22 protein-coding genes are annotated in these 26,268 nt (G+C 62.5%); 16 read left to right on the top strand and 6 right to left on the bottom strand.

The genetic code is table 11. The features are described 5' to 3' along the window. Positions 1–15 precede the first annotated feature (15 nt). Both JGU71_RS08820 and JGU71_RS08815 read left to right on the top strand, forming a co-directional pair. Positions 16–1,485: a glycoside hydrolase family 183 protein gene (locus JGU71_RS08820; protein WP_199703709.1), complete on the top strand. Its 1,470-nt coding sequence runs from the start codon at positions 16–18 to the stop codon at positions 1,483–1,485. A gap of 160 nt (positions 1,486–1,645) precedes the next feature. Continuing rightward, a complete protein-coding gene (locus JGU71_RS08815) occupies positions 1,646–2,833 on the top strand; it encodes a DUF8462 domain-containing protein (RefSeq protein WP_199703708.1) in 1,188 nt (395 codons plus the stop codon). 62 nt (positions 2,834–2,895) lie between these two features. On the opposite strand, the gene JGU71_RS08810 is transcribed toward JGU71_RS08815, so the two are convergent. Then, positions 2,896–4,134 carry an ABC transporter substrate-binding protein gene (locus tag JGU71_RS08810; RefSeq protein WP_199703707.1) on the bottom strand — a complete coding sequence of 413 codons (1,239 nt, stop codon included), beginning with the start codon at positions 4,132–4,134 and terminating at the stop codon, positions 2,896–2,898. Positions 4,135–4,322: 188 nt separating this feature from the next. On the opposite strand from JGU71_RS08810, the gene JGU71_RS08805 reads away from it, so the two are divergent. The 9 genes from JGU71_RS08805 (at position 4,323) to JGU71_RS08765 (ending at position 14,075) form a co-directional block, all read left to right on the top strand. After that, entirely contained in the window at positions 4,323–5,549 is a 1,227-nt protein-coding gene (locus JGU71_RS08805) for a lipase family alpha/beta hydrolase (RefSeq protein WP_199703706.1), read from the top strand. Positions 5,550–5,668: 119 nt separating this feature from the next. Continuing rightward, positions 5,669–7,606 carry an acyl-CoA dehydrogenase family protein gene (locus tag JGU71_RS08800; protein WP_372433134.1) on the top strand — a complete coding sequence of 646 codons (1,938 nt, stop codon included), beginning with the start codon at positions 5,669–5,671 and terminating at the stop codon, positions 7,604–7,606. A gap of 287 nt (positions 7,607–7,893) precedes the next feature. Then, positions 7,894–8,874, top strand: a complete 981-nt coding sequence (locus tag JGU71_RS08795) for an alpha/beta fold hydrolase (RefSeq protein WP_199703704.1) — start codon at positions 7,894–7,896, stop codon at positions 8,872–8,874. Between the two features lie 117 nt (positions 8,875–8,991). After that, positions 8,992–9,621 carry an LpqN/LpqT family lipoprotein gene (locus JGU71_RS08790; RefSeq protein WP_233528993.1) on the top strand — a complete coding sequence of 210 codons (630 nt, stop codon included), beginning with the start codon at positions 8,992–8,994 and terminating at the stop codon, positions 9,619–9,621. A gap of 277 nt (positions 9,622–9,898) precedes the next feature. Next, a complete protein-coding gene (locus JGU71_RS08785) occupies positions 9,899–10,195 on the top strand; it encodes an Rv0250c family protein (protein WP_199703703.1) in 297 nt (98 codons plus the stop codon). Continuing rightward, a complete protein-coding gene (gene sdhC / locus JGU71_RS08780) occupies positions 10,192–11,034 on the top strand; it encodes a succinate dehydrogenase subunit SdhC (protein WP_199703702.1) in 843 nt (280 codons plus the stop codon). The genes JGU71_RS08785 and sdhC overlap by 4 nt, the downstream gene beginning before the upstream one ends. A gap of 79 nt (positions 11,035–11,113) precedes the next feature. Further along, entirely contained in the window at positions 11,114–13,033 is a 1,920-nt protein-coding gene (locus tag JGU71_RS08775; RefSeq protein ID WP_199703701.1) for a fumarate reductase/succinate dehydrogenase flavoprotein subunit, read from the top strand. A 1-nt stretch (position 13,034) separates the two neighbouring features. After that, entirely contained in the window at positions 13,035–13,781 is a 747-nt protein-coding gene (locus JGU71_RS08770) for a succinate dehydrogenase/fumarate reductase iron-sulfur subunit (protein WP_199703700.1), read from the top strand. A gap of 93 nt (positions 13,782–13,874) precedes the next feature. Next, entirely contained in the window at positions 13,875–14,075 is a 201-nt protein-coding gene (locus JGU71_RS08765) for a hypothetical protein (RefSeq protein WP_199703699.1), read from the top strand. 70 nt (positions 14,076–14,145) lie between these two features. Here JGU71_RS08765 and JGU71_RS08760 read toward each other — a convergent pair whose 3' ends face one another. After that, positions 14,146–14,301, bottom strand: coding sequence for a hypothetical protein (locus JGU71_RS08760; RefSeq protein ID WP_199703698.1), 156 nt, complete (start codon positions 14,299–14,301; stop codon positions 14,146–14,148). A gap of 350 nt (positions 14,302–14,651) precedes the next feature. Here JGU71_RS08760 and JGU71_RS08755 point away from each other — a divergent pair, with 350 nt between their 5' ends. The 4 genes from JGU71_RS08755 to fabG all read left to right on the top strand — a co-directional run bounded on the left by JGU71_RS08755 (position 14,652) and on the right by fabG (position 20,516). Beyond that, positions 14,652–16,205, top strand: a complete 1,554-nt coding sequence (locus JGU71_RS08755; RefSeq protein WP_199703697.1) for a DHA2 family efflux MFS transporter permease subunit — start codon at positions 14,652–14,654, stop codon at positions 16,203–16,205. Positions 16,206–16,299: 94 nt separating this feature from the next. Further along, positions 16,300–18,186 carry a maltose alpha-D-glucosyltransferase gene (treS, locus tag JGU71_RS08750; RefSeq protein WP_199703696.1) on the top strand — a complete coding sequence of 629 codons (1,887 nt, stop codon included), beginning with the start codon at positions 16,300–16,302 and terminating at the stop codon, positions 18,184–18,186. Further along, entirely contained in the window at positions 18,183–19,574 is a 1,392-nt protein-coding gene (locus JGU71_RS08745) for a maltokinase N-terminal cap-like domain-containing protein (protein WP_199703695.1), read from the top strand. Before treS ends, JGU71_RS08745 begins: the two co-directional genes overlap by 4 nt. A 180-nt stretch (positions 19,575–19,754) precedes the next feature. Next, positions 19,755–20,516: a 3-oxoacyl-ACP reductase FabG gene (gene fabG / locus JGU71_RS08740; RefSeq protein ID WP_199703694.1), complete on the top strand. Its 762-nt coding sequence runs from the start codon at positions 19,755–19,757 to the stop codon at positions 20,514–20,516. A 7-nt stretch (positions 20,517–20,523) separates the two neighbouring features. Here fabG and JGU71_RS08735 read toward each other — a convergent pair whose 3' ends face one another. The 3 genes from JGU71_RS08735 to JGU71_RS08725 all read right to left on the bottom strand — a co-directional run bounded on the left by JGU71_RS08735 (position 20,524) and on the right by JGU71_RS08725 (position 22,888). Beyond that, positions 20,524–21,387 carry a DNA-3-methyladenine glycosylase family protein gene (locus tag JGU71_RS08735; protein WP_233529051.1) on the bottom strand — a complete coding sequence of 288 codons (864 nt, stop codon included), beginning with the start codon at positions 21,385–21,387 and terminating at the stop codon, positions 20,524–20,526. Between the two features lie 85 nt (positions 21,388–21,472). Then, a complete protein-coding gene (locus JGU71_RS08730; RefSeq protein WP_199703692.1) occupies positions 21,473–21,838 on the bottom strand; it encodes a VOC family protein in 366 nt (121 codons plus the stop codon). Positions 21,839–21,892: 54 nt separating this feature from the next. Continuing rightward, complete coding sequence (locus JGU71_RS08725) at positions 21,893–22,888, bottom strand: pirin family protein (RefSeq protein ID WP_199703691.1); 996 nt, start codon at positions 22,886–22,888, stop codon at positions 21,893–21,895. 402 nt (positions 22,889–23,290) lie between these two features. Between JGU71_RS08725 and JGU71_RS08720 the strand changes: the two genes are divergently transcribed. Continuing rightward, complete coding sequence (locus JGU71_RS08720) at positions 23,291–25,210, top strand: ABC transporter ATP-binding protein (RefSeq protein ID WP_199703690.1); 1,920 nt, start codon at positions 23,291–23,293, stop codon at positions 25,208–25,210. Between the two features lie 17 nt (positions 25,211–25,227). Here the strand turns inward: JGU71_RS08720 and JGU71_RS08715 are convergent, their stop codons facing one another. Next, on the bottom strand, positions 25,228–26,232 hold the full coding sequence (locus JGU71_RS08715) for an oxidoreductase (RefSeq protein ID WP_199703689.1): 1,005 nt from the start codon (positions 26,230–26,232) through the stop codon (positions 25,228–25,230). Between the last annotated feature and the right edge of the window lie 36 nt (positions 26,233–26,268).

Genomic DNA, 26,268 nt, shown 5'->3' with positions numbered 1-26,268 from the left:
ATCGGGAGGAATCGAATGCAGAAGAGAATTCTTGCGGCGCTGCTGTCCGTCGCGCTCGGTACTGGCGTCATCGTCAGCTCGAACGACGGCGATGCACACGCCGAACCGACCGGCGCACCGACCGGAGTCACCGGAAGTGGTCCCTGCTCGACGGATCCGAAACCGGTCCACGTCGGACCGATACCGAAGACCCTCGAAATGCCGATTCAGTACCCCGTGATTTCACCGGTCCCATATCCAGCGCCGACGACAGCGCCTGTCCGCATCCAGACCGACCTGCCCGCCGACCCATGCACGGACCCGTGTCCCGATCTGACCGACGAAGGCCCGGCGCCGCAAAGCCTCGCCGGCCTGCTTGGACTACCCGAACTCATTCTCAAGCCGCAGCCGTTCGTGTTCGGCATTCCGGTCCCCGGTCAGCAGCCGGACCCGCTGCCGTCCCCGCCGGCGCAGGTGACGCCCGCAGTCGACCCTGCGCCCCGATCGCCTGCACGAGCGACTCCTCGCGTTCGCGAGGTCGTCGAGATCTCGAAGCAGACCGGCGCGCACTCGATCAACCGGACCGACAAGCGTTGGCAGGTGTACGGCACCGATCTCGGCATCATGTGGGAGTCCAAGCCGGGAGAAATCGCGACGGCGTTCGGTGACACCGTTGGACGCGGTTTTCATCCGCCGGGCGGCATGGGCGGCGACTGGCGGAGCAACGTGCTCGCGTTCAGCACGGATCGGGAACTTTCCGACGGCGTCAGCTACGACTCGATGGTCACCGACAGTCGTTGTCACGCAGCAGAACTGCTGAGCAGCCGCAAGATCGACAACGTCGAGATCACGACGATCCCGACGTCGGGCTTCGCTATCGGCGACCGGCAGTACATGAGCTACATGTCGATGCGGACATGGTCGAGTCTGCCAGGGACGTTCTTCACCAACCACGGCGGCATCGCGTACTCCGACGACCATGGCCAGACGTGGACTAAGGATCCGTTCGCAAAGTGGGACAACATCTTCGGACTCTCGAAGTTCCAGGTTTCGGCCATGGTTCCGCAGGGCGACTACGTGTACATGTTCGGCACACCCCCGACCCGACTCGGCGATGTCGGCCTGGCGCGGGTGCCGAAGGACCAGGTGCTCAATACGTCCGCCTACCAGTATTGGAGCAACGACTCGTGGACTCCGGTCGGCGGATTCGAGGCTGCATCCCCGGTTGTCACCGGGCCCGTCGGTGAGCTGTCGGTTCGGTACGACAGCTCCCGAAACGTCTGGCAGATGAGCTATCTCGACACCTCTCGTCTGGGAATCGTGCTGCGCGAATCCGATTCGCCGCAGGGCCTGTGGTCCGAACCGGCGCAGCTGGTCAGCGTGACCCAGTATCCCCAGCTGTACGGAGGCTTCATCCATCCGTGGTCGACGGGTGAGGATCTCTACCTCAACATCAGCACCTGGAACGACTACAACGTCTACATGATGGGCGCGAAGATCGGGTGAGGCTGCGTCGAACGTAGGTCAATCTATCGAAAACTAGCAATTTCGCTAGATAGCCGAATAATTGCAGGACGAGTTTTGTCGATAACAATCCATAGCCACATCTAGGACACGCGCTAGATGTGACGAGAATCGACTACGAAGGTTGTTACCTTCCAACCTCATGGATCCCGTGCGCAACCCGTACGCTCCCGGTGCCGGCCAGCGCCCACCGGAACTTGCTGGGCGTGACAAGCAATTGGACGCGTTCGACGTCGTACTCGAGCGGATAGCTCGGAGTCGGCCCGAACGCAGCGTTGTTCTGACAGGTTTGCGTGGCGTCGGAAAAACTGTGCTGCTCAATCAACTTCGCTCCGCCGCCATCTCGCGAGGGTGGGGGACCGGCAAGATCGAGGCCCGCCCCGACCAAGACCTCCGCAGACCGTTGTCGTCGGCATTGCACATGGCTATTCGCGCAATCGGCACGGCCCATCGCGATCCCGACCGCGTCGACGACTTCCTCGGCGTGCTCAAAGCCTTCGCGCTCCGAGCGACCGCCGACAAGGGCATGCGGGAACGGTGGCAGCCAGGTATCGACGTACCGGCGATGACCGGCCGAGCCGACTCCGGTGACATCGAGATCGACCTCGTCGAACTATTGCTCGACGCTTCGTCTCTCGCTCGCGACATCGGCGTCGGGATCGCGATCTTCATCGACGAGATGCAGGACCTCGGCGCGGCGGACATCTCTGCCATCTGCGGCGCTTGCCACGAATTGAGCCAGGACGCAGCGCCTTTGATCGTCGTCGGCGCTGGTCTGCCACACCTGCCCGCGGTGTTGTCGGCCTCGAAGAGCTACTCCGAACGCCTGTTCAGCTACCACCGCATCGACCGGCTCGATCGCGACGCAGCCGACCTCGCCCTGATCGCCCCGGCAGAGCGAGAAGGTGTCGAATACACGATCGACGCACTCGATGCGCTGTACGCAAAGGCAGACGGCTACCCGTTCTTCGTCCAGGCATACGGCAAGGCGACGTGGGACTTGGCCGCCGGAACGCCGATAACCGGCGAGGATGTTCGCGTTGCGGCACCGTCCGCCGAGGAGGAACTTGCTGTCGGCTTCTTCGGCTCTCGCTACGAGCGCGCGACGCCTGCCGAACGCGAATATATGCGGGCGATGGCCGACCTTTCTGGCGACGACGGACCCGTTGCGACGGCGAAGATCGCCGCAGAACTCGGTCGCAAACCTGCGTCGCTGTCGCCCGCTCGCGACGGACTCATCAAGAAGGGCCTGATCTACTCCGCCGAACGCGGAACGATCGGCTTCACCGTGCCGCACTTCGGGCGGTATCTGCGTAGCCAGTCGGACTGAATATCGCATCTCTACAGCAATGTTCGATATTTGCTAGATAGCTGAATACTGACCTGTCGACGTCAGCTGCGATTCTGCTCCGCTGCCGCGATCAGCGCCGCCGTCAACGCTGCGACATCCTGCTTGGTACCGAATTGCCTTACCGCCGCAGTGATGTCGGCCAACCAGCGCACCGGCGTCGCCGCACCGTGCGCGAGTGACGGCACGATGTCGTCCGACATGTAGGACGCGATCGCCGTCGTTTGATAGGGCCCGAAACCATCCGTACCGATGTCGGTTCGGGCTGGTATCGAACCCTTCGCAATATTGAAGGCCTTCTGCCCTTCCACACTGCCAACAGTCTCCAGCCACGCTCTTGCGCCACCCTCGTCTCGCGCGCCGACCGGCAGCGTGAACGAGTCGGCAAGGAAGTCGAACTCGTCGGCCGTGCCGGGGACAGGGAACGCGATGTAATCGACGTCGTACCGCCAATCCTGTTCGCGGAAGACAACTTCGGCCCAGTCACCCATGACGTTGTAGGCAGCTTTGCCATCGATCACAAGCTGGGTCGCCGCTTCCCAATCCAAAAATTGGAAGTCGCTGTTGGTGTAGGACATCAACCGCGCGAAGTCTGCGACCGCGCCCGCGACGGCGGGGGAGCGCCAGTCCGTCCTACCGTCGAACAAGCCCGTGTAGTCGTTGGCGCCGAGTCGAGCGAGCAACACCACCTCGAGCAGATGTACCTGCGTCCAATCCTTGCCGATCGCAAGGGGAACGATGCCTGCAGCCTTGATCCGGTCCAGCTGAACGAACCAGTCGTCGAGGTTCTCCGGCCTCGACTCCATGTCCAATCCGGCCCGCGTCAGAACGTCCGCGTTGCCCCACACCACATTGGCCCTGTGCACGTTCGAGGGAACCGAGTAGATCTTGCCGTCGACGGTCAGCAGTTGCAGCAGCTGCTCGGGAAAGACCGAACTCCAACCGTTTTCGTCGTAGAGCCCCTTGAGGTCCTGCACCCGATTGCCGAGGATGTAGTCGGTCAGTTCCTTGCCTGCGTGCGCCTGGAAGGTGTCGGGTGGATCGCCTGCACCCATTCGATAGTTCAGGACATCCCTCGCCGTTGAGCCAGCGCCACCAGCGACGGCGCCGTTGACGAAGGTGAGACCAGGATGCTGCTCCTCGAATACCGTCACGAGCGCATCCAGCCCGGCCCTCTCGGAACCGTTGGCCCACCAGGTGAAGACCTCGACATCGGTGTCGGGCGCCCCGCCACACCCCACGACTGTCATGGCGACCGCGAGCACAGCGAGCCAGGACTTCATGCGAAACACGACGCCTCCCGTTCTCACTGCCCGCCCTGGGATACTGCAGCACGCCGGTGTCACCCCGCGCGGGGTATTTGCAAACAAACAGGTCTCCATCTGCACGTTCACCGGCGAACGAAGATTACCGACAGCAGCGCCGAACGGCATGTGGCAGGCTTCAGTGAACAGTTGTACACTCGTTATCCATGAGCGAGTTGGCCACTCAACGACGGACCGAAGTCCGCGCACTTGCCAGGACCGCCTTCGACGAGATCGCGGGTGCGGTCGGCGGGATCAGCAGTATTCACCGGTCGGTGTCGGACCGAATTTTCGCCACAGTCGGCCTCGGCGTCGGATCTGCGCACACTCCTGTCAAAGCGATCCACGACGCCATCACCGACGTCGTCTACACCGCGGTAGCCGAAAGTGCCTCGCTCGCAGGCAAAGTGGCCGAACAGACCGTCGACCTCCCCAATTCGGCACCGCTTTCGCACACCTCCCGTGGTGCCGGACTCATCGCCGCGGTACAGGGCCTCGTCGGCGATACCCTCGAAGCCGAAGGCCACGAACTCGCGACGAGCGCGATGTCGGTTCGCGTTGCCGGAGTCGAGGTGAGTCTCGACAAAGATTCGCTCGCAACAACTTTCCCGGCCGCGACGCCCCACCTCGTCGTATTCCTCCACGGCCTCGTCGAGAGCGAGTACGCCTGGAAGCTCGGTGGCCGCCCGACCTACGGCGACCGACTCGTCGACGATCTCGACGCGACGCCGATCTACATTCGCTACAACAGCGGCCGCCGCATCTCCGACAACGCCAGGTCCCTGGCAGAACTGATGGACGAGCTTGTCGGCGAATGGCCGGTCCCCGTCGAACGAATTTCTTTCGTAGGCCACTCGATGGGCGGACTGATCGCGCGGGGCGCTTGCTGCCTCGGCAGCGACGAATGGACACAGTGGGTGCATCTCGTTCGCCACACGGTCTGCCTCGGCTCACCACATCTCGGCGCGCCACTCGAGCGGCTCGTCCACTACGGCAGCGCTGCGTTGAACGTCCTTCCCGAGACGCGTCCGTTCAGCCGCCTGCTCCGCAGACGAAGCGGCGGTATCCGAGACCTCTTCGCAGGCTCCCTCGTCGACCAGGACTGGCGCGATCGCGATCCCGATGCGCTCCGGATCGCCGCATGCCAGGAGGTGCCGCTACTTTTCGGCGCGCAGCACTATTTCGTGTCCGCAACCATCACACGAAGCCCTCGCCACCCACTCGGCCGAATCATCGGCGACGGACTCGTCCTTGTGCCGAGCGCGTCGGGTTCCAACAAGTCGCGGCGTATCGGTTTCGAGGTCGAAAACGGGATGCACATCGGGTCCGCGAACCATTTCTCCCTGCTCAACAACGAATCCGTCTACGAGAAACTGCTCACCTGGTTGCGCTGAATTCGCTCGCCCGAAACTGCAGTACCCGCTGGTAACCAACGTCGTCGTTTCGCCACCACAGCCGACGCACTGGGAGAACACTGGGGTCACGCGAGCGAAAAACTAGGAGGACTCCAGTGGTGGCAACGCAGAAAGTAGAACCGACCGAAGAGCAATCGAGAGCACTCGTCGAGGAGTCGCGAGTCAGCGGCTGGGACAAACCCTCGTTCTGCAAAGAACTCTTCCTCGGCCGCTTCCAACTCGATCTCGTCCACCCGTATCCAAGTCCCCCCGCAGCCGAGACAGCTGTAGCCGCGAAATTCCTAGCCAAACTTGCCACGTTCTGCGAGACGGTCGACGGATCACTGATCGAGCGCGAGGAACGGATACCCGACGAATACATCAGAGGCTTCGCCGAACTCGGCTGCTTCGGCCTGAAGATCCCGCCCGAATACGGCGGACTCGGCTTGTCTCAGGTCTCCTACAACAAAGCGCTGATGCTGATCGGATCCGTCCATGCATCGCTCGGCGCGTTGATGTCGGCACACCAATCGATCGGCGTACCCGAACCACTCAAACTTGCCGGCACTCCGGAACAGAAGGCCGAGTTCCTGCCCCGCTGCGCCCGCGGGGCCATCAGCGCCTTTCTGCTGACCGAACCCGACGTCGGATCCGACCCGGCGCGGATGGCGAGCTCGGCGGTTCCGATCGAAGGTGGGTCCGCCTACGAACTCAACGGCGTGAAGCTGTGGACGACCAACGGCGTCGTCGCAGAGTTGCTCGTCGTCATGGCGCGAGTACCCAAGAGCGACGGGCACCGAGGCGGCATCTCGGCGTTCATCGTCGAAGCGGCAGCACCCGGTGTCACCGTCGAGCGGCGCAACAGGTTCATGGGCCTGCGCGGTATCGAGAACGGCGTCACCCGAATGCACAACGTCCGGGTGCCGAAAGAGAACCTCGTCGGCCGTGAAGGCGACGGTCTCAAGATCGCGCTGACCACACTCAATGCCGGCAGGCTCGCCATTCCCGCCCTGTGCGCCGCGGCAAGCAAATGGAGCCTGAAGATCGCGCGCGAATGGTCTGCCGAACGCGTCCAGTGGGGACGTCCGGTCGGCAAACACGCGTCGGTCGCGGCGAAACTCTCGTTCATCGCGGCGACCACCTACGCACAGGAGGCGGTCCTCGATCTGTCCGGACAGATGGCCGACGAGGGACGTAACGACATCCGGATCGAGGCAGCGCTCGCGAAGCTGTGGGCAAGCGAGATGAGTTGCCGGATCGCGGACGAGTTGGTGCAGATTCGTGGCGGACGCGGCTACGAAACGGCGGACTCGTTGAAGGCACGCGGCGAGCGAGCAGTGCCGGCCGAGCAACTTCTTCGCGATCTTCGGATAAACCGGATCTTCGAAGGATCGAGCGAAATAATGCGACTTCTCGTCGCGCGGGAAGCATCCGACGCGCACGTCGTCGCTGCCGGCGATCTCGTCAATGCGAAAGCACCCACGAGCGCGAAGGCAAAGTCCGCCGTCAAGGCGAGCGGCTTCTACGTCAAATGGATGCCGCAACTGGTCGCGGGTAAGGGCCAACTGCCGACCTCCTACAGCGAATTCGACTCACTCGCAACACATCTGCGCTTCGTCGAACGTAGCTCGCGCAAACTGGCCAGGTCCATGCTCTACGGCATGGCGCGCTGGCAGGCCAAGCTCGAATATCGGCAGGGATTCCTCGGCAGAATCGTCGACATCGGTGCGGAACTGTTCGCGATGTCGGCCGTCATCGTCCGCGCGCAAAGTCAGCGAGCCGGCGATCCGGCCGAAGGTGACACCGCATTCGAACTCGCTGAGGCATTCTGCGAACAGGCGACACTGCGGGTCGAGAACCTTTTCGCAGCGCTGTGGCAGAACACGGACGACCTCGACGGCCGCATCGCCGAAAGCGTTCTCGACGGTCGCTACGAATGGCTCGAACAAGGCGTCCTCGACCAGAGCGAAGGAACCGGACCCTGGATCTCGGAATGGGAGCCGGGTGCCTCGACGGAGGAAAATCTGTCACGCCCATTCCTGCCGCCGACAAAATAGGCGGCTACGCCGCTCGTGAGTCCTTTCGGAGGTCCTGTCCTCCAAAAGGACTCACGAGGTTCTAGCCCTTTTCGTAGACATTGGAAGACTCGGGAATACAAGGCTCGCAAACTATATTTCGGCGTCGTTTGCACACCGGGACGATAACGGTTGCTTTGCTACCCATCGGTACAGGCAACTTCTGGGCGACCATCCATCTACCGCAGCAAAGAAGTTTGTTCTGCAGTAGTAACGGAGTCGCAGCCCCACGCGACAACCGGTCAGGAACCCAAACACGGGAGACCGACATGTCGACTACTCGATTCGCCACCGCTCGAGTCGTACCCGCCGCCGATATCGACGGGCATCGCATTACCGTGTCAGCCGACGACGGCGTACCGCTCGCGGTCCGCGAATTCGGTCGACCGGACGCCCCGTTGACTGTCGTGTTCGTACACGGGCATTGCCTCCGAACCGACTCGTGGACCTACCTCCGGAGCCACCTCACGCAGACCTGGGGTACCGAGGTCCGCATGGTCTTCTACGACCACCGTGGTCACGGCGAATCGGGCGAAGCCCCTTACGACACTTACAATCTCGATCAGCTCGGCAGCGATCTGTCCGCCGTTCTTCGTGCGGTCGTCCCGACCGGACCGATCGTGCTCGTCGGGCACTCGATGGGTGCCATGACCGCACTCGTCTACGCGCGCCAGAATCCCGCCGAAATCGGCACCCGCATAGTCGGTGTCGGTCTCATCGCCTCGGCTGCGAGCAGACTCACCGAAGCGGGTATCGGACGATGGCTGAGGCGTCCTGCCGTTGCCGCACTCCGTGGCGCCGTCAAGTGGGCACCCGGTGTCATGCATGCCTCGAAGCGTATGAGCCGCAGCGTATGTGAGCCCATCGTGCGCAATGCCGGCTTCGGCAACCGCAAGGTGAGCCCCCGGATGGTTGCGGTTGCCGCGGCGATGCTCAACGAGACCTCCGTCGTGACGATGTCCGGCTTCCTCGAATCGTTCATCGGTTTCGACGAATCGGAAACCCTGTCGATCCTCGAGCAGATTCCCGCTCTGATTCTCGGCGGCTCGGCGGATGTGGTCACTCCGTTCGAGCACTCGATAGCGATCGCATCGCGCCTTCCCGGATCGGTGTTGGTGTGCCTCGAAGGGGCAGGACACGGCGTGATACTCGATCAGGCTGCAGAGGTGGCCAGCTCGATCACCAGCCTCGTCGAACGGGTCAGCGCGGTTCTTCTACAGCGCCCGATCACCGAACTGGCCGCAGGGTAATTTTCCGGCAATTCGTGTCGTCGAAGCGGTAGTTCTACTCAGCGTCGGCCGGTACTTGTGCCGGTATTGCTCCTGAACCATTGACGTGCAGCGGAAATGACCCGTACAAAATGCGTTATGAAAAAACTTCTGCTGAAACTTCCGGTCGCTGTTGTCGCCGCTTCCTGCGTTCTCGCACTCGCGGCGTGCGGATCGGACGATTCCGACAAATCGTCGTCGGCCACGTCGAGCCAGGCCACCACGTCAGCCGCTGCAACCTCGAGCGGAAAAGCCGAATCGACGACCAAGGCGAAACCGACATCGACCGAGGGTGCGAACGAGACCATTGCGGACTACATCGCGCAGAACGGTATAACCGAAACACCCGTCAAGCCCGACGATCCAAATGCTCCGACGATCGATCTGACATTCCCAGCGGGTTGGGAAAACGCCGGGGCAAATACCCCGGAATGGGCATATGCGGCAATTGTCTATTCGGGCGCAGACGCAGGCAACTATCAGCCGAGCATCATCGCCCTGCTGTCGAAGCTCGAGGGCAACGTCGACCAAGAGAAGTTGATCGAATACGCGGGCGGCGAACTGAAGAACCTGCCCGACTACACAGAGGTCCAGCCCGAGACCAAATCCACGTTCTCCGGTTTTCCCTCGTTGGCGATCGCCGGTACGCACTCCGAAGGCGGACAAGAGATTCTGGCCGCACAGAAGACCGTCGTCATCGAGGGGAAGGACGGCATCTACGTCCTGTAGTTGAACCTCGACGCCACACCCGACCAGGCCGCGATCGTCAACGCCGCTGCCGAGGAAATCAACACGAAGACAACCATCACTCCATAGCAAGCCGACAGCTCTTTTCGATCCCGGAACGAGGTGGCCGCGCCGGTGTGCGGCCGCCTTGTTCGTCCTCCGAGGAAGCCTCGAAAGTGAGCTGAGTCACATAATCGTTCGGCAGGCGAACCACCCGCCAGACGCGGCTACCATGACGTAGTGTGCTCTTCGTCACACAGCCCCCTCGGAGGTACAGCCCATGTCAACCACCGAAATAAACGAGCTTCGCCAGACAATCGGCCAGCTCAGACAATGCATCGGCGCGCTTCGCTCGCAGTACGGTGACGCCCGACCGATAACCCGGCTCGTCAACGATCTCGATCGTCTCGATCTCGATGCTGCCGACCTGGAGGAATCGCCACCACCTCCGATCAAAGGCGCACCGGAACGCCGAAACGACGTCATCTACGTCCCGGACAGCCGCTCCGACGAATCGGCGTGGATGGGTGCCCAGGACGAGGGTCTCGGGTTCCACTCGCGCGAGCGGACCAAGTGAGCGCACCCGCCACCGACCGCAACGCAGAACAGCACGACAACGGTAGAACTGGCGTCTTCTCCTCGACGCGGGCTCAGCTCTCCGCCCGAACGTTGCGGACCGATCGTTGGTGGATTCCACCCGTTCTGACGGCCATCGGACTCGGCGCATTCGTCGCTTACGCGACGGTTCGGTCGTTCGTGCGGACCGCGTACTGGGTGGAGGAATATCACTACCTCACGCCGTTCTATTCACCGTGTCTCAGTGATTCGTGCGTTCCGGGTTCGAGCCACTTCGGCACACCGTTCCCCGAGTTGCCGATGCTCGTACCGCTCGGTTTCGTAGTACTGCCGTTTCTGCTGCTTTTCCGGCTGACGTGCTACTACTACCGCAAGGCTTACTACCGGGCCTTCTGGTTGTCACCACCTGCGTGCGCCGTTGCGGAACCCCACAGCAAATACTCTGGCGAGACGCGCTTTCCGCTCATCGTCCAGAATGCGCATCGCTACCTGTTCTACGCGGCGGTGGTCATCTCGTTGATAAACACCTACGACGCCATAACTGCCTTCCACTCACCCGGCGGGTTCGGGTTCGGGCTCGGCAACGTCGTACTTGTCGTCAACGTCGTCGCATTGTGGGCGTACACACTGTCGTGCCACTCCTGCCGCCACATCACCGGCGGCAGATTGAAGCACTTCTCTGCGCATCCCGTCCGGTACTGGATCTGGACGCAGGTGTCGAAGCTGAACACACGGCACATGCAGTTGGCCTGGATCACGCTCGGCACGCTCGTGTTCACCGACTTCTACGTAATGCTCGTCGCGAGCGGAACTCTGACAGATCTTCGTTTCGTCGGTTAGTGGCGACGCCGACTCCTCACATGGCAGTCGATCTCGGCACTCAGCTCGCCCCGGCTCGCCCAAGAAGGAAACGTAATCCATGACAGAGGTTGAACGGCACTCCTACGACGTCGTCGTGATCGGTGCCGGCGGTGCCGGACTCCGAGCCGTGATCGAGGCTCGCGAACGCGGCTTCACGGTTGCGGTCGTCTGCAAGTCGTTGTTCGGCAAGGCCCACACGGTGATGGCCGAGGGCGGGTGCGCCGCGTCGATGGGTAACGCGAACTCGAAGGACAACTGGCAGACGCATTTCAAAGACACCATGCGCGGTGGCAAGTTCCTGAACAACTGGCGGATGGCGGAACTGCACGCCCGCGAAGCGCCCGACCGGGTGTGGGAACTCGAGACGTACGGCGCGTTGTTCGACCGGACCAAGGACGGTCGAATCAGCCAGCGCAACTTCGGCGGCCACACCTACCCTCGTCTCGCGCACGTCGGCGACCGCACCGGACTCGAAATCATCCGAACGATGCAGCAGAAAATCGTTGCGCTGCAACAGGAAGACTTCAAGGAGACCGGCGACTACGAATCCCGCATCAAGGTTTTCGCGGAGTGCACCGTGACGGAGCTGCTCAAAGCAGACGGCGCGATCGCAGGCGCGTTCGGCTACTGGCGCGAATCGGGTCGGTTCATCCTTTTCGAGACACCAGCGGTCGTGCTCGCGACGGGTGGTATCGGCAAGTCGTTCAAGGTGACGTCGAATTCCTGGGAGTACACCGGCGACGGCCATGCTCTCGCGCTGCGGGCCGGTGCGTCGCTGATCAACATGGAATTCATCCAGTTCCATCCGACCGGCATGGTCTGGCCGCCGAGCGTGAAGGGCATCCTCGTCACCGAGGGGGTCCGCGGTGACGGTGGCGTTTTGAAGAACACCGAGGGTCAGCGGTTTATGTTCGACTACATCCCACCGGTGTTCAAAGGCCAGTACGCGGAAACGGAAGAAGAAGCCGACGCGTGGCTCAAGGACAACGACAGCAGTCGTCGAACTCCCGACCTGTTGCCACGCGACGAGGTCGCGCGTGCCATCAACTCGGAGGTGAAGGCGGGCCGTGGCACCCCACACGGCGGGGTCTACCTCGATATCGCCTCGCGGATGCCTGCTGCGGAGATCAAGCGGCGGCTACCGTCGATGCATCATCAATTCCTCGAACTCGCCGACGTCGACATCACCAAGGAGCCCATGGAAGTGGGTCCGACGTGTCACTACGTCATGGGCGGGATCGAGGTCGATCCCGACACCGGTGCCGCGAGCGTGCCCGGAATCTTCGCTGCCGGTGAGTGTTCCGGTGGAATGCACGGCTCGAATCGACTCGGCGGCAACTCGCTTTCGGACCTACTGGTATTCGGACGTCGAGCGGGCCTCGGCGCCGCGGCATACGTGACGGCGCTGAAGGAACGTCCATCCGTCACCGCAGCCGATGTCGAGGCTGCTGCGCGAAATGCGTTGGTTCCCTTCGATCAACCTGCCGACGGCGCCGCGGAGAACCCGTACACCGTGCACTCCGATCTGCAGCAATCGATGAACGACCTCGTCGGCATCATCCGCAAGGAAGAAGAGGTCGAGCGGGCACTCGGCAAGCTCGAAGAGCTACGCGGCCGAATGAGCAGGGTAGTCGTCGAAGGGCAGCGGCCGTTCAATCCGGGTTGGCACCTTGCGATCGACCTGCGAAACATGTTGCTGATAAGCGAATGTGTCGCCAAGGCCGCCTTGCTCCGCACGGAAAGTCGTGGCGGCCACACCCGTGACGACTATCCGAAGATGGACGCGAACTGGCGCAACACATTGCTCGTCTGTACGGCCGATCCGGCCGAAGGCGACGGTCTGGTGCCTGGCGTGAGCGTCGCAAAGCGGGAGCAGACGGCGATGCGCGGCGAATTGCTCGAGCTCTTCGATATCGGCGAGCTCGAAAAGTACTACACCGAGGGCGAACTCGCCGACCATCCTGGAAGGAAGTCCTGAGATGTCCTACGACGCGAAGTTCAGGGTCTGGCGCGGTGACATCGAGGGTGGAGAGCTCCACGACTACACCGTCGAGGTCAACGAGGGCGAGGTGGTCCTCGACATCATTCATCGGCTACAGGCAACGCAGACGCCGGATCTCGCGGTCAGGTGGAACTGCAAGGCGGGCAAGTGCGGGTCGTGTTCGGCGGAGGTCAACGGGCGACCACGCCTCCTCTGCATGACGCGAATGTCGACCTTCACCGAAGCCGACGTCATCACGGTCACTCCGATGCGCAGCTTCCCCGTGATGCGAGACCTCGTCACCGACGTCTCGTTCAACTATGCGAAAGCTCGTGAAGTGCAATCGTTTACGCCCCCGCCGGAGCTGAAGCCGGGGGAGTACCGCATGCAGCAGGTCGACGTGGAGCGGTCCCAGGAATTCCGCAAATGTATCGAATGCTTCCTGTGCCAGAACACCTGTCACGTTGTGCGCGATCACGAGGAGAACAAGGAAGCCTTCTCGGGGCCGCGGTTCCTCATGCGCATTGCGGAGTTGGAAATGCATCCGCTCGACGTTGCCGATCGGCGCGACGTCGCGCAGGAAGAGCATGGTCTCGGGCTGTGCAACATCACCAAGTGCTGCACCGAGGTATGCCCGGAGCACATCAAGATCACCGACAACGCCCTCATTCCGATGAAGGAGCGCGTCGCGGATCGCAAATACGATCCGATCGTGTGGTTGGGTAACAAGCTCTTCCGGCGGTGACGACCGCTTCACCAGAGGAGCCAATTGATAGGACGTTTCTCCTGCTAGTCGCGCGGGTAGTCCCCAGTTACCTTCAGCGACAAGGAGACCGCCATGCGTATTGCAACGGTAGTTGTACTCATCTGGTTGATCATCGGCGCAATCGCGGCCGGCCAGAGGGGCTACTACAAGGGTGAGGCAGAGTCGTGCGCCGGTGTGGGCACGATCGTTGTGACGGTACTTGCCGGGCCACTGAACTATGTGGGCGTCAATCCGAAGGTCACCGATTGCGAACTACCGCAGCCGAGTCCGTAGAGGGCCTGCGACCTCGTGAGTCTTTTCGGTGGGCGGGCCCTCCGAAAGGACTCACGAGCGGCGTAGCCGCTTACAGCAACGCGATTACCGCCGTTGCGGCGGCGAGCAGAACCACTCCAGCGGCCAACGCATAGCCGAGCGATCCGGTCAGTAGGGCAATTCCGAGGGCAGCGACGACGCACAGCAATCCGACGATGAGCCACTCGACCCAATCCGATCCCAACACCGAAAACTTGTATCTGGGACGCGGAGGTTTGACGGCACGATCCATAGTGGTGAATTACCCCCTTGCGCAACGAACTCGATCAATTTCTACCATACTGACCGGTCTTATGGGGAATTCGGAATGCAATTCATTCTCCGCGAACCGGATTGCTCGAATTGGCTCCGATCGATCCATTGTTCAAACAAATCCAGATTTACAGCTACTGAGCCCGAAACAATCGTCGAGTCGGTAAATCGGTCGAATACCGACGTGGGCACTCGGCGTTCTGCCTCACTGGCACCCTCGTGCCCGTAGGATTCGGGCCCTTGTCCGGACTAGCGCTGAGCAAACGAACCTGCCAGGCTGAACCGGTGACCTCACCTCCACATACCGGCTCCGCCGCACCAGCTGCCGGCTCCGACAAGCTCGATGCCCGGGTTCTGAAGATCGCCGGAGTCGTCGTGCTCAGTGCGATCATGTCGATTCTCGACCTCACGGTCGTCACCGTCGCGATCCCGACGTTCGTCAACGTCTTCGAGACATCGTTCGCCATCGCGGCATGGACGATGACCGGATACACGCTCGCGCTTGCCACGGTGATTCCGCTGACAGGCTGGGGCGCAGACCGTTTCGGCACCAAACGGCTGTTCATCACGGCTCTTGTGCTCTTCGTTGCCGGCTCGGTGGCGTGCAGCTTCGCATGGGACATCACGTCGCTGATCGGATTCCGCGTGCTGCAGGGCTTCGGCGGCGGCATGCTGATGCCGCTCGGTATGACGATCATGACCCACGCTGCGGGACCACAACGTATCGGTCGCGTCATGGCCGTACTCGGAGTCCCGATGCTCCTCGGACCGATCAGCGGACCGATCCTCGGCGGGTGGCTGATCGAAGCCGCCAGCTGGCATTGGATCTTCCTGATCAACGTGCCGATCGGCGCCATCGCGCTCATCGCAGCCATCTTCATCCTGCCGTCCGACGATCCGTCACCGTCGGAATCGTTCGACTTCGTCGGCATGCTGCTGCTATCGCCCGGCCTTGCGCTGCTGCTGTTCGGCGTTTCGTCGATCCCGGAGATGGGGACGATCGCGTCGGCCAGGGTGCTGATACCAGCCATAGTCGGATTCATTTTGGTCGTGGTTTTCGTCTTCCACGCGCTGCGGGCCACACATCCGCTAATCGATCTGCATTTGTTCAAGAACCGAAATCTGACGGTCGCTGTGCTGTCGATGTCGCTGTTCGCTGTCGCATTCTTCGGCGCGGGACTGCTTTTCCCAAGCTATTTCCTGCAAGTGCGAGGAGAATCGACATTGCACGCGGGTCTGTTGCTTGCCCCGCAGGGCATAGGCGCAATGCTGACGATGCCAGTTGCCGGCTTCCTGGTCGACAAGATCGGACCCGGCAAGATCGTGATGGCAGGTATCACCCTTATCGGCCTGTCGATGGCCGTGTTCACACAGGTCGGCGCAGATACGTCCTACACGCTGTTGCTCGGCTCGCTGTTCGTCATGGGCCTCGGCATGGGCGCCACGATGATGCCGATCATGACTGCAGCGCTGCAGACGCTGACTCATCACGAGGTCGCACGCGGTTCGACGCTGATGAACATCGTGAACCAGGTCGGCGGATCTGTTGGTACGGCAACGATGTCGGTTGTTCTGACGAACCTCATCCAGAATCGTGAATTCGCGGGACCTGCCATCGCGTCGCAGCAGAACCCCGGCATCAGGGCCGAACTCGAAAAGGTTCCCGGCGTGCTGGAGGCTGGTCTGCAGCAGGCAGGCGAGGCATTCGGCAACACATTTATGGTCGCGGTGGTGCTGATTGCGTTGACGCTGATCCCCGCGTACTTCTTGCCGCGGACCAAGCCGAAGGCCCCCGTCGAGGACGACAAAGAAGCAGCCCCACCGCTTCTGATGCACTGAGAAAGCGTTTCACCTGCAGGGAACGGCAGCACCTCGGCGATCGCGCTAGGGTCGGGATAGATCCGAACCTGACGAACCGACCGCCGAGGTGCGCATGCCCCTTGAAGATTTGTCGCGAACGCAGTTCGAGAAGCATGGACTGCCGCGCAACACACCTTCGTCCAAGCACGACAACCTGAAGCCCGAACACACCGCCGACGGACATCTCGTCGAGTCTCGAGCCGAAGACTTCAGCCACGCCAAACCGCTAGAGGTCGACACCCAGTGGTTCAAACGCGCGGTGTTCTACGAAGTTCTCGTTCGCGCCTTCTCCGATTCGTCCAACGACGGCACCGGTGATCTGCGCGGGCTCACCGACAAACTCGACTATCTGTCGTGGCTCGGCGTCGACTGTCTGTGGCTACCGCCCTTCTACGATTCCCCGCTGCGCGACGGCGGCTACGACATCCGCGACTTTCGACTTGTGCTCCCCGAATTCGGAACTGTCGAAGACTTCGTGACGCTGCTCGATCACGCGCACCGCCGTGGAATTCGCGTCATCACCGACCTGGTCATGAACCACACCTCCGATACCCACGCCTGGTTCCAGGAGTCGAGGTCGGATCCGACCGGACCGTACGGCGACTACTACATGTGGTCCGACACGGACGACAAATACCCTGACGCACGAATCATTTTCGTCGACACCGAAGTATCGAACTGGACGTGGGATCCAGTACGCGGCCAGTACTACTGGCACCGATTCTTCTCCCACCAACCGGATCTCAACTACGACAACCCCGAAGTGCAGGACGCGATGATCGACGTGCTGCGCTTCTGGCTCGATCTCGGCATCGACGGTTTTCGGCTCGACGCCGTGCCGTACCTGTTCGCCCGTGAGGGGACGAACTGCGAGAACCTGCCCGAGACGCACGCCTACCTCAAGCGCTGCCGCAGTGTGGTCGACGAGGAGTACCCGGGACGCGTCCTGCTCGCCGAAGCCAATCAGTGGCCCGCGGACGTGGTCGAGTACTTCGGCGAACCCGACAACGGCGACGAATGCCACATGGCGTTTCATTTCCCGTTGATGCCCCGCATCTTCATGGCGGTGCGTCGGCAGAACCGGATTCCGATCTCGGAGATCCTCGCCCAGACTCCAGCCATTCCGAAGTCGGCACAGTGGGGAATCTTTCTGCGCAATCACGATGAATTGACGCTGGAAATGGTCACCGACGACGAGCGGGACTACATGTACGCCGAGTACGCCAAAGACCCACGGATGAAGGCCAACATCGGGATTCGCAGGCGCCTGGCACCACTGTTGGAAAACGACCGCAACCAACTCGAACTCTTCACCGCGTTGCTGCTCAGTCTGCCCGGCTCGCCGATGCTGTACTACGGCGACGAGATCGGGATGGGCGACAACATCTGGCTCGGCGACCGCGACGCGGTCCGGACTCCGATGCAGTGGACTCCCGACCGCAACGCGGGCTTCTCGCGTGCCGATCCCGCACGTATGTACCTGCCTGTGGTTATGGACCCGACGTACGGTTTTCAGTCCGTCAACGTCGAGTCCCAGATGAATTCGACGAACACTCTGCTGCACTGGACGCGGCGGATGATCCAGGTGCGCAAACAACATCCGGCGTTCGGCCTCGGCACGTTCACCGAACTCGGCAACAGCAATCCGGCAATTCTGTCGTACGTGCGAGAACTCGCGCCCTCGGAAGCGCAGCGACGCTCCAGTGACGTCATCCTGTGTGTGAACAACCTGTCGCGATTCCCGCAGGCAGTCGTGCTCGATCTATCGATCTTCGAAGGTCGGATTCCTGTGGAACTGACCGGGTCGGTGCCGTTTCCGAAGATCACGGACCAGGGCTACATGATCACACTGCCTGGCCACGGGTTCTATTGGTTTGCGTTGCAACCGGATCCTCGTACCGAAGGTGCCGCAACCGGGCATCCCGTCAGCAGCGAGGCAGAGGCCGCGGTGCAGTCATGACGTTGGCACTGCCGTCCGATTCCGAACTGTGCACACAGTTGGCGCTCTGGCTACCCGAGCAGCGTTGGTTCTCCGGCAAGAGCCTCACGCTGAGCGCAGTGCGCCTGCGACTGCGCGAATCCCTGATCGACACCGACGGTTTCGCAGCCGAGCAGGTGGTCGTCGATGTCGAGTTCGCCGTCGGGCTTGCGCAGCGCTATCAGATTCCACTCGCCTACCGGGTCCATCCACCGGAAGCACTGTTGCCCTTCGCACTACCCGACCTCGATGTCGACCCGATACCCGGCACCGAGCGTCCCGTGGTCTACGACGCCACTGCCGACCACGAGGTCGACGATCACTACCTGACAGCGCTTGCGGAACAACAAACGTTGGGCAGCATCACCTTTCGCACGGTCGCCGGTAGCGACATCGACACAGCACTACGCAGTAGGCCGATCGGCGCCGAGCAATCCAACACCTCGATCGTGTATGGAGAACAGCTGTTGCTCAAGCTGTTTCGCCGACTCGAGCCTGGCATCAACCCCGATCTGGAGTTGCACCGCGCGTTGGCCGACAGCGGCTGCGAGCACGTCGCACCCCTGCTCGGCTGGATCGAATCCGAACTCGACGGCGAGCCACTCACCCTCGCGATGGTGCAAGAGTTCGTCGCAAATGCCGCGGACGGCTGGTCGCTCGCCGTCAACAGTGTGCGCGATCTGTTCGTCGAGGCGGACCTGCACGCCGCCGAAGTCGGCACCGACTTCGCAGGGGAGGCCCAGCGGCTCGGCGAGGCCGTCGCGCACGTCCATGCGGACCTTGCCCGTCAACTCGGCTCGACGCATGCGGCGGTGTCGGCGGACACCATTGCAGGAATGACCCGACGTCTCGATGCCGCGGCCGCGATCGTTCCCGAAATCGCCGAACGGCGAGCGGCAGCGCAGGCGGTTTTCGACAAGGCGGCAACAGCCGCGCCGACAACGGTGCAGCGCATCCACGGCGACCTACATCTCGGGCAGGCACTTCGAGCTCCGTCGCGGTGGATCATCATCGACTTCGAAGGCGAACCGGTCAAGACGATCGCCGAGCGGCGGCTTCCGGACAGCCCGCTGCGTGATATCGCAGGCATGCTTCGGTCGTTCGACTACGCCGGGCACCATTCACTGACCGACTTTTCGACGCTGCAGGATTCACAACGCGAGTTCAGAGCCAAGGAATGGACAACACGCAACGGCTCGGCATTCTGCGACGGCTACGCATCGGTCGCAGGCACCGATCCGCGCGGCGAGTCCGACCTCCTCGAGGCCTATCTACTCGACAAAGCCATCTACGAAGCCGTGTACGAGGTCCGGCATCGTCCGAACTGGCTGCCGCTGCCGGTCAAGGCGATCACGCGGATCGTCGGCTAGCGGGCTAGCGGGCTCGGATCACCAGCGCACGCCGAGCAGTCCGAGCACGTATTCGAGCCAGTCCGGCAGTTCTGGATCGCGAAACATCGTGGTACCCCGTTCGTGGTCGAATGCACTCTTCGTAAGCTCGATCGAACACCGCACCATTGCCGTTAGCAGCAGCTACAGGAGGACCCCGTCGTGAGCAGTGCCAACACCAGAGTCGCCGTCGTATCGGGTGCAGCCCGCGGAATCGGAGCGGCGATCGCACAACGTCTCGCGGCCGACGGCTTCGCTGTCGCAGTGCTCGATCTCGACGAGGCCGCGTGTGCAGCAACAGTCGACTCGATCACCGCTGCCGGTGGTGCTGCACTCGGCGTCGGTGCCGACGTCTCCGACGAAGCCTCGGTGACCGCGGCCGTGGAACGAATTGCCACCGAACTCGGCGGACCGACCATAGTGGTGAACAACGCAGGTATCACTCGTGACAACCTGCTCTTCAAAATGCCTGTGTCGGAATGGGACTCGGTGATCGGCGTGCACCTTCGCGGCGCCTTCCTGCTGACCAAGGCAGCCCAGAAGTACATGGTCGAGCAGAAGTGGGGACGCATCGTCAACATGTCGAGTGTCTCGGCGCTCGGCAATCGCGGGCAGGTGAACTACTCCGCGGCAAAAGCCGGACTGCAGGGTTTCACGAAGACACTTGCCATCGAGCTCGGCAAGTACGGCGTCACGGCCAACGCCATCGGGCCAGGGTTCATCGTCACCGATATGACTGCGGCGACCGCCGAACGCGTCGGGGTCCCATTCGAGGACTTCAAGGCGGCTGCGGCAGCCAATACGCCCGTCGGTCGGGTCGGCTATCCGGAAGACATCGCGCATACCGTGTCGTTCCTGGTCAGCGAAGGCGCGGGCTTCGTGTCCGGGCAGGTCATCTACGTTGCGGGTGGGCCGCGCGACTAGGCAGGCTCTAGTGCCAGCTGTGGTCGGTGACGGTGGTCCGCGGACCGAACTTCGGTTTGTGCGCGTGACCACTGACCACGAGTAGCTGCATCGCTCGATAACGATGTGGCCGCAACGGTTCCAGGTACTCGACCATTTCGGCGTCGTCGATCGGCCGCCCGAGCAGCGTCCAGCCGACGATGGCCGCGAGGTGGTAGTCGCCGACCGAGAGCGCGTCGGCGTCGCCGAGCGCTCGCTGAGCCACTTCGGCTGCTGTCCAGATCCCGACGCCCGGGACCAGCCGAAGGCGGCGTTGCGCATCCTCGGGCGACATCGTGGCAGCTTGGTCGAGCTTGTCGGCCATTCGCGCTGCGGTGACGATAGTCCGGGACCGCTGTGGGTCGACGTTGGCCTTGTGAAACTCCCACGACGGAACATGCCGCCAGACGTCGGCACTCGGTGGCAGGTACAACCCCGCCGGAGCGGGTCCGGGAGCAGGAGTTCCGTATTTGCGGACCAGTTGTCGCCACGACGAGAGCGCCGCGATGCCGTGGACCTTCTGTTCGAGAATCGACGGCACAAGGGCTTCGAAAACCCTGCCGGTGCGCAACATGCGGAGGTCGGGAAAGCGGCGGTGTGCGTCGATCAGCTTCGGATGAGTCGGTCGGAAATCGTCGGTGGACTCGTCGAGACACAACATCGACGGGAGCTGGTCGAGAAACTCGGCACCGCCGGGACCCCACGCTCGTGCGGAGATCTCCCGACGCGAATGCTGGACGAGCCGATAGGTGACCGGTCCTGATTCCATCAGCGACGCACGCCAGATCGCGCCGTCCGAGGTCCGCTGATGGCACGGATCGTTGCGCCCGCGTCGCAGCGGCGCGATCGTCATCGCGAGGTTCACCGGACTGTCGGTGACGAGGTTGCGGTCCAGACTCGGCGGCACCCCGACGTTGTTGGCTGCGATTGCCGGACTCTTAACTCGGCAGCGCGAAATGCGGATTGGTGATGAATCCGACGACGCTGCCGTCCGGAGTTCGTACCGTCGCGGTGATGATCCCGCCACCGACATCCGAGGCAGGGACGTGTTCGGTCGCGCCGTTCGTCAGCGCTTCGGCGACCGCATCGGCTACCGACTCGACACCCCAATAGGTGAACGAACCGTCTGCGGAATCCTCGGTCGGCAGCAACCCGAGTTCGTAACCCGCGACCTCGAACCCGACGTAGAACGGCTCGTCGAAGTACGGTGTCACACCGATCAACTCGGTCCACCACGCTTTTGCGGCCGCGAGGTCGGCCACGGGGTAGATGACCGTGCGCAAGCCCTGCAATTCGATAGTCATGACCGCACTTTCCCGCAGTGGACCGACACAGCCGACGACTGCTCGTCGACCAGGCTAGCCACGCGGTTTGAGCGGCGTAGCAGGCAACGTCGGCGCCGGAATCCAATTGCCCACGTAACCGTCGACCACACCGAAGCGCGTCGCCGACGACGTCTGCCCCGAATCGTGAGCACCCACCTCGTCCTGCCACTGGGCGCGATAGGTAGCGATCTCGTCATTGGACCTACCGACGAAGTTCCACCACATCAGGATCTGCTCGCCGAGTGGCTCGCCGCCGAGCAACAGCAGCCGCACCTGCTCGTCACCGGGATTGTGCAGCACGAGGCTCGATCGCCCGACCGGTACGAACCCGAGCTCGGCCCGCGACAGCGTCGTGCCACACAGCTCGACCACTCCCAGGTCGACGATCGCACCGTGCTCGAAGGTCGTATCGACGTCGAAAGTCAACGTCGCCCCCGCGTCGATACAGACTTCGGCGCCGAGCATCGGGCTGAACATCTCGACGGTCGACCTCTCGCCTGCAAGCGCGCCGATGAACACGCTGATCCGCCCGCCGTCGACGGCTCGTGACGTGGGCACGTAGTGCTCGAACTTGGGCTCGGTGTTGCGGGCTTCTTCCGGCAGCGCGACCCACAGTTGCATGCCGTGCAGCACTGTCGTGTTCGCGGTCGACACCTCCGAGTGTGCGATCCCACGACCCGCTGTCATCAAATTGAGTTCGCCGGGTCGAACCATCGCGTGGGAGCCGACACTGTCGCGATGCTCGATCTCGCCGGCGAACAACCAGCTGACCGTCTGCAGACCGGTGTGTGGATGTGGCGCGACCGTCATGCCACCGGTCTCCGCGACGTCATCGGGTCCGTAGTGGTCGGCGAAACACCAGGCGCCGATCAACGAACGCTGTCGCTGGGGCAGCGTCCGGCGGACGGGCATCGCCCGCAAGCCGCCGAGCGGTACCTCGCGCGGGGTCAATACTTCGACAGCGACCGATTCGACCTCGCCAGGCTCCTTGCAGGTCAGGATCGACGCCGACGTCTCGAGGTTGCTCATGTTTCGATTGTCCCTCCTTCGGCCGGCTCGGATGCCGCATGCACAGAATCGGCAATATCCGTGACAGCCGGTACTTTGTAACGTGATGTCGCCTCGAGGCGACGTTCCTTTGACGACAGTCGGACGACGCCGCAACGAAAGGCTCTTCAATGATCACCAACCTGCTGAATGCGATCCTCAACCTGTGGGGCGGCGTTTCTGCCGGCAGCAGCGGCTACCAGATCCCCCCGGGAACTTTGCCTTTCGGTAGCTGATCACCAAGCTTCTCCGCCCCCGTCACAGCGTGTGACGGGGGCGGAGTGCGTTGCGACGAAAATCGCTTGACCTCAACCATTATTCAGGTCGTACTGTCGGTGCTCGGTGCTCTCATAGACCTCGTCAACACATGAGCGGAGATCGACAATGAGCATGGAAATGGTCGCCTGGAATCAGGTGTACACGGCGATGACGGGACCCAACGAGACGAGACCGTTCTCGCGGGCCACCCTGTCACGCATCCTCGAATTTGCACGTCCACGCCGCAAGCTGCTTGGTGGATTTCTGATCTTGAGCGTCGCGACCGCGATACTCGGCGTCGCGACGCCGGTGCTGGCAGGTCGGGTAGTGAATGCGATCGTCGACAACGACGCACCACGCGTAGTAGTGATCCTGGCGCTCATCATCGCCGCGCTCGCTGTAGCGGATGCAGTACTCGGGGTGATCACCCGTTGGCTGTCGGCTCGGATCGGCGAGGGTCTCATTCTCGATCTGCGCACGGCTGTGTTCGACCACGTCCAGCGTATGCCGATCGCCTTCTTCACCCGGACCCGAACGGGCGCGCTGGTCAGCCGCCTCAACAACGACGTCATCGGTGCGCAGCGCGCGTTCAGCGACACGTTGTCCGGCGTCGTTGCGAACGTCGTGACGCTGCTGTTGACGGCCGCTGTGATGTTCCAGATCTCCTGGCAGGTGACATTGCTGTCCCTTGTCCTGCTACCCGTGTTCGTCATACCCGCGCGCCGCATGGGAAATCGGCTCGCGTCGCTCGAACGGGAATCTGCGAATCACGACTCGGCGATGAGTACCCAGATGACCGAGCGGTTCTCCGCACCCGGTGCGACGCTGGTCAAGCTGTTCGGCCAGCCCAAACGCGAATCTCGCGAATTCGCCTCGAGGGCAAGCCGGGTTGCCGATATCGGCGTTCGTATTGCCATGGCGCAGACGATCTTCGCGACAGCACTGACGCTCGTGTCGGCGTTGGCAATCGCTGTGGTCTACGGCCTCGGCGGCTTCTACGCTCTGCGCGGGCAATTGGATCCCGGTGCCGTCGTATCGCTGTCACTGCTGTTGACGCGGTTGTATGCACCGCTCACAGCCCTCGCAAACGCGCGCGTCGAGGTGATGAGCGCGTTGGTCAGCTTCGAGCGGGTCTTCGAAGTACTCGATCTGAAGCCGCTCATCGTCGACAAACCAGACGCCGAGAAGGTGCCGGACGGTCCGGCATCGGTCGAGCTGGTCGACGTTTCGTTCGCCTACCCCTCCGCGGACAAGGTCTCGCTCGCCTCGCTGGAAGAGGTTGCGACGCTCGACTCACGCGGCGGCGACGTCGTCCTGCACGGGGTGTCCCTCAAAGCCGAGCCGGGTCAGGTCGTTGCACTCGTCGGATCGTCGGGAGCAGGTAAGTCGACGATCGCGCAGTTGGTGTCGCGGTTGTACGACGTCGATTCGGGGTCGGTGCGCCTGTCCGGTGTCGACGTCCGAGACCTCACCGCCGAGACGATCAAGCAGACGGTTGGCATGGTGACCCAGGACGGCCACCTCTTCCACGATTCGGTCCGCGGCAACCTGCTGTTGGCGCGGCCGGATGCTTCCGAAGAGGAGATCTGGGACGCACTGCGCCGCGCGCGACTCGCGGATCTGGTCGGTGCGATGGCCGACGGTTTGGACACCGTTGTCGGCGAGCGTGGCTATCGCCTCTCCGGTGGCGAACGTCAGCGCCTGACGATCGCGCGTCTGCTGCTGGCACGTCCCCGCATCGTTGTCCTCGACGAAGCGACCGCCTCGCTGGACTCGACATCGGAGGCTGCGGTGCAAGAGGCACTCGGCGAAGCACTGGTCGGCCGAACGGCACTTGTCATCGCGCACCGGCTCTCGACAGTGCGTGCGGCCGACGTCATCCTCGTCCTCGAAGACGGCCGGATCATCGAGCGGGGCACACACACGGAACTGCTCGCCGCAGGTGGGCGGTACGAGGAGCTGTACCGGACGCAGTTCGACACAGGTTCGGATCCCGATAACGAGTCAGCCGACGACGACTCGACAGAAGGAGTCGTCGTCGGCTGATCGGAGTTTGCGTTGGGTCAGAAGCCGCCTTCGACGGCAACCACGAACCGGCCCGTGGTGCCGCCGGAGCGGATCTGATCCAGCACCTTCGCGACGTCACGAACGGGAACTTCGGTGGCAATCGCGTCCAGGTGAGCTGGCCGCAGACTTTCCTCCAGGCGCTCCCACAGCACGCGGCGACGCTCGATTCCGAGTTGAACCGAGTCGATTCCGAGCAACGCCACACCACGAAGGATGAAAGGCAGCACTGTGGTCGGGAGTGCTGCGCCGCCGGTCAGGCCACTGGCAGCGACGGCACCGCCGTACTTGACCGTGCTCAGGACGTAGGCGAGGGTGTTGCCGCCGACGCAGTCGACCGCGCCCGCCCACTCCGCTTTACCGAGCGGGCGAATCTTCGCATCGGGATCTTCGGGCAACCGCCCGATCACCTTCGCTGCGCCGAGCGAGGTCAGCAGCTCGGCGGCGTCGGTCTTACCGGTCGACGCGACGACCTCGAACCCGGCGGCAGCAAGGAGGTCGACGCTTGTGCTGCCGACGCCACCACTTGCACCGGTCACGAGAATGGGGCCGTCATCAGGCGTGATGCCACGATCGAGCAATGCTTCGACGCTCATTGCAGCGGTGAAGCCTGCGGTTCCGATCGTTGCGGCGTCGCGAGCAGTGAGCTGATCCAGCCGGACGACCCACTCACCGGGGACGCGCGCATACTCGGCGTAGCCGCCGTGCCGTGCTGTTCCGATGTCGTAACCGTGTGCGACGACCTGGTCGCCTGCCTTGAAATCCGCGTGTTCGGACTCGACAACCTCACCGGCGATATCGATGCCAGGGATGATCGGGTATTCGCGAACCACGCCGCCCTTCGGCGTGATCGCGAGCGCGTCCTTGTAGTTCACGCTCGAGTACGCGACCTTGATGGTGACGGTGCCCTCGGGAAGGAAGTCGTGGTCGACCGTTTCCTGAGCCAATTCGATCTTGCCGTCGGACTCACGGGCAACCAATGCGGAAAACGTCGATGTCATCATCCGAATCTACCGCGCCTGAATCTGCCGCTGGGCAGC

Origin of the sequence: Antrihabitans stalagmiti, from assembly GCF_016482825.1 — a bacterium.
Classification (GTDB): Bacteria; Actinomycetota; Actinomycetes; order Mycobacteriales; family Mycobacteriaceae; genus Antrihabitans; species Antrihabitans stalagmiti.
The sequence above is the reverse complement of the archived record's forward strand: the minus strand, read 5'-3'. Positions and strand labels throughout refer to the sequence as shown.